This window comes from Streptomyces specialis (genome assembly GCF_001493375.1).
Classification (GTDB): domain Bacteria; phylum Actinomycetota; class Actinomycetes; order Streptomycetales; family Streptomycetaceae; genus Streptomyces; species Streptomyces specialis.
This window is the reverse complement of the sequence record NZ_LN929802.1, coordinates 1-4,792: the sequence shown is the minus strand read 5'-3', so window position 1 is coordinate 4,792 and position 4,792 is coordinate 1. Positions and strand designations below refer to the sequence as shown.

The 4,792-nt window shown below is 71.5% G+C and carries 1 protein-coding gene; it reads right to left on the bottom strand.

The window, feature by feature from the left end; all coding sequences use genetic code 11:
* Positions 1-206 precede the first annotated feature (206 nt).
* On the bottom strand, positions 207-4,778 hold the full coding sequence (locus BN2279_RS07330; RefSeq protein ID WP_234347562.1) for a non-ribosomal peptide synthetase: 4,572 nt from the start codon (positions 4,776-4,778) through the stop codon (positions 207-209).
* Between the last annotated feature and the right edge of the window lie 14 nt (positions 4,779-4,792).

The following is a 4,792-nucleotide window of genomic DNA, read 5'->3' as shown; positions in this document are numbered from 1 at the left end:
CTACGACTCGCTGTGCTCTTTAGGCGTGCGTCGCCCACCTAGATCTACACTATCCTCTTCGTCGGCAGCGTCGGATGTGTATAAGAGCCAGGCCCGCATGTTCGCGATCGGCCCCCCGATCGGGGGGCGTTCGGGCCAGTCCGACACGTCGTCGGGCAGCGCGAACACCGTGGCGACGTGCGTCTCGGCGGGTCCGGAGTGGGTGGTCAGGCGCACGCCCCCCGTGCGGGGGGAGGCGCGCAGCCGGGTGCCGACGCCCAGCGCCTCCCCCGCCTGCGCGATGTGGCGCAGGCGGGCAGCGTCAGGTCGTCCCGCTCGACGGCTTCGCACAGCGCGTCGATGACCATGGTGGTGGCGTAGAGCTCCTCCACGTCGTTCGCCCGCAGCCACGCGGCGAACGCGGTCATGTCCCGCCGGGTCTCCTCGTCCGGTACGCACAGGGCCCGGCCGGTCAGCAGGGCGGAGAGGATCTCCTGGGCCGAGACGTCGAAGCTCAGCGACGTGAACTGCGCCGTGCGGGCCGAGCCCGGCCCGGTGTGGGTGGCCGTGATCAGGTTGGCCAGCGCGCCGTGCGGCATGACGATGGCCTTCGGCCTGCCGGTGGTTCCGGAGGTGTGGATGACGTAGGCGGGGTGCGCGGGCGCCAGCGGGGCGTGACGGTCGGCGTCGGTGACGTCGTGGTCGGCGTACGTGTCGAGCGCCCGTGCCAGTTCGGGATCGTCGAGCGCCAGCGTCGGCACCGGTGTCCCGCCCGTGAGCGTGCCGGTGGTGGTGATCAGGCAGAGGGGCCGGGTGTCGTCCAGCAGGAACTGGACGCGCTCCGCCGGATATGTGGCGTCGACCGGGAGGTAGGCCGCGCCGGACTTGAGGACGGCCAGCAGCGCCACCACCATGTCGAGCGAGCGGGGCACGGCCAGTGCCACGATCCGCTCGGGACCGGCGCCGAGGCGGATCAGATGCCGGGCGAGACGATTGGCCCTGGCGTTCAGCTCGGCATAGGTCAGGGAGTCGTCGCCGAAGGTCACCGCGAGCGCGGCGGGCGTGCGGGCGACCTGCTGCTCGAACAGCGCGGGCAGCGGCTGGGAGGGCAGGGGCCGGGCGGTGTCGTTCCACTCGGTCAGCAGTCGGCGGCGTTCGGCCGCGACGAGCAGGTCCACGGCGCTCAGCCGGCGTCCCGGGTCGGCGGGGACGGCGTCGATCAGGCGTATCCAGCGGGACAGCAGGGCGGCGGCGGTGTCCGGGTCGTAGAGGTCGGTGCTGTACTCCAGTTGCACCTTGATGCCTTGGGGGCCGCCGTCCGCGCCGTGGATCTCCCGCAGGCCGAACGTCAGGTCGAACCGGGAACCGAGGCCGGCGACCGGCTCGCGGGACACCGTCATCCCGGGCAGCTCGACGGTCGCCTCGGTGGTGTTCTGGAGCACCAGCATGATCTGGAACAGGGGGTGGTGCGACAGGGACCGGGTGGGGCTGACCATGTCCACCAGCCGCTCGAACGGCACGTCCTGGTTCGCGTAGGCGGACAGCGCGGTCGCGCGCACCCGCGCGAGAAGCTCCTCGAACGTGGGGTCGCCGGAGGTGTCCGTGCGCAGGACCAGGGTGTTGACGAAGAACCCGACGAGTTCGTCGAGGGCCTCGTCGGTGCGGCCGGCCACGGGCGACCCGACGGGGATGTCCGTGCCCGCGCCCAGCTTTGTCAGCAGTCCCGCCAGCGCGGCCTGGAGCACCATGAACGCGCTGGCTCCCGCCGTCCGGGCGAGGCTCAGTACCCGGGCGTGCACCTCGGCCGGGATCTCGGTCTCGGCAACGGCTCCGCGATGGGATGCCACGGCGGGGCGTGGCCGGTCCCCGCGCAGGCTGACCTGCTCCGGCAGATCCTCCAACTCCCGTGCCCAGTAGGCGACCTGACCGGCGATGGTGCTGTCCGGGTCGTCCAGCGAGCCGAGGAGGTCCCGCTGCCACAGCGCGTAGTCCGCGTACCGGACCGGCAGTGGCGCCCAGGACGGCCGGTCGCCCGCGACGCGCGCGGCATAGGCGTGGGACAGGTCCCGAAGCAGCGGTGCCATGGACGAGCCGTCCGTGGCGATGTGGTGCGCCACGAGGGCGAGCACCCACTCGCCGGTGTCGGTGATCCGGAACAGCGAGGCGCGCAGCGGGATCTCACCGGCCAGGTCGAAGGCGTACGCGGCTGCCCGCTCGACGGCCGCCCGCACCTCGGTGGACTCCAGCTCGGTCACCGGCAGCGCGACGGCCACGTCCGGCGGCAGGATCGTCTGTTCCGGCGTGCCGTCGATCTCGGTGTAGACCGTACGGAGGGTCTCGTGCCTGCCCACGATGTCGGCCAGCGCGGCCCGCAGCGTGTCCACGTCAAGCTCACCGGCGAGTCGCAGCACGATGGGCACGTTGTACGTCGGGTTCGCGCCTTCCAACTGGTGCAGGAACCACAACCGTTGCGGGGCGAACGACAACGGCGCCCGCTCGGACGGCCCCGACGGCCGCAGGGCGGGACGCGTCTCGCCGGAAGCCTGCCGTACCCGCCGGGCCAGCCTGTCGACACTCGGCGCCTCGAACACGGCCCGTACGGACAGTTCGACGCCGAGCGTGGTGCGGATGCGGGAGACGAGGCGGGTCGCCAGCAGGGAGTGGCCGCCCAGGTCGAAGAAGTTGTCGTGCACCCCGACCCCGGGCAGGCCGAGCACGTCGGCGAACAGACCGCACAGCACTTCTTCCCGTGGCGTCCGCGGCGCGCCGTCGCCAGGGGCGAAGTCCGGCACGGGCAGCGCCGACCGGTCGAGCTTGCCGTGGGGGGTCAGCGGGATCTCGTCCAGGAACAGCACCGCCGCCGGGACGAGGTAGTCCGGCAGCCGCTCCCGCAGGTGGTCCCGCAACGCGACGCCGTCGGCGCTCTCGGCGGCCGGGACGACGTACGCCACCAGGCGGGCGTCGCCCGGCCGGTCCTCGCGGACGATCACGACCGCCTGGGCGACCGTTTCGTGGTCGGAGAGCACGGCCTCGGCCTCGCCGGGCTCGATCCGGAACCCGCGGATCTTCACCTGATCGTCGGTCCGCCCGAGATACTCCAGGTTCCCGTCGGCGCGCCACCGCGCGAGGTCCCCGGTCCGGTACATACGGGCACCGGCGGGACCGAATGGGCAGGCCACGAACCGCTCCGCGGTGAGCGCGGAGCGTCCCAGGTAGCCCCGGGCGACACCGGCACCGGCCATGTACAGCTCGCCCGGCACACCCGGTGGCACCGGAGACAGCCGGTCGTCGAGCACGTACGCCCGCAGGTTGGTCATCGGCCTTCCGATGGGCACCGGCCCCGATGTCAGGTCCGCGTCCGGCGGGACGATGTAGTCGGTGCACCCGACCGTCACCTCGGTCGGGCCGTAGTGGTTGACGATCGAGACGCCCGGGTGGCGGTCGCGCCAGCGCCGCAGCTCGTGGCCGACGACGGCGGCGCCGCCGACCATGAGCTGATTCGTGGGCCCGAAATCGTCCGGCAGCTCGCTCAGGGCGAAGGAGAGGTGCGCCGGTGTCATCTTCAGGAAGTCGTAGGACAGCCCCTCGCTCCGCATCCGCTCGGGAAGCGTGTCGTCGAACGCGGCGACATGGAGACGGCCGCCGTGGACCAGCGCGCCGTAGAGGCTGGTCACGATCGCGTCGAAGGCGAGGGAGGCGTGGACCAGGGTGGTGCCCGCGAGCCCGGGGTAGGCGCGGGGGCAGCGGAGCACGTAGTTGGTCAGCGAGCGGTGCTCGACGACGACGCCCTTGGGGCGTCCCGTGGTGCCCGAGGTGTAGATGACGTAGGCCGGAACCTCGGGGGTGAGCGCCGCGTTCCGCTCGCGGTCGGTGATGTTCCCGTCCGGGTACGACCGGACCGCCGCGGCTGTCACGGTGTCGTCCAGGAGCAGGACGGGCTGTCGGGGCGCGGGCAGCGTCGCGTGGACGTCCGTGGTGGTGACCAGGCAGACCGGGGCGGTGTCGCCGAGCATGAACCGGATCCGCTCGGCCGGGTAGTCGGGGTCCACCGGCAGGTACCCGGCGCCTGTCTTGAGCACGGCCAGGAGGGCGACGACCATGTCGGCCGAACGTGGCATCGCGAGGGCCACGAAACGCTCGGGACCGGCGCCCAGGGTGATCAGGTGCCGTGCCAACCGGTTCGCGCGGGCGTTGAGTTCGGCATAGGTGAGCGACACGCCCGCGGACACCACCGCCTCGGCGTCCGGGGTCCGGGCCGCCTGACGCTCGAACAGCACCGGCACCGGAGCGGCTGCCGGGTCCTTGGCGGCGGTGTCGTTCCATGTGACGAGCAACCGGTGCTTCTCGGCGTCGTCCAGCAGGTCGATCGCGCCGATCCGGCGGGCCGGGTCGGCGGTGGCGAGGTCGAGGAACCGGATCCAGCGCTGGACGAGCGTGGTGACGGTGTCCTCGTCGTAAAGGTCGGTGTCGTAGGTGAGCCATCCGGTGAGACCCTGCGGGGTGCCGTCAGGGTCGCGTTCCTCGCGCAGGCTGAAGGTGAGGTCGAAGCGCGAGTGGGTGATGTCGAACTGTTCGCGGGTGGTGTGGATGCCGGGCAGGTCGAGTTCCGCCTCGGCATTGTTCTGCAAGACCAGCATGATCTGGAACAACGGATGATGCGCCAGCGAACGATGCGGATTGAGAACATCCACCAAACGCTCGAACGGCACGTCCTGATGCGCATACGCCGACAGCGCGGTCTCCCGCACCCGCCCCAGCAACTCCAGGAAATCCGGATCCCCACTCGTATCCGTCCGCAACACCAGAGTGTTCA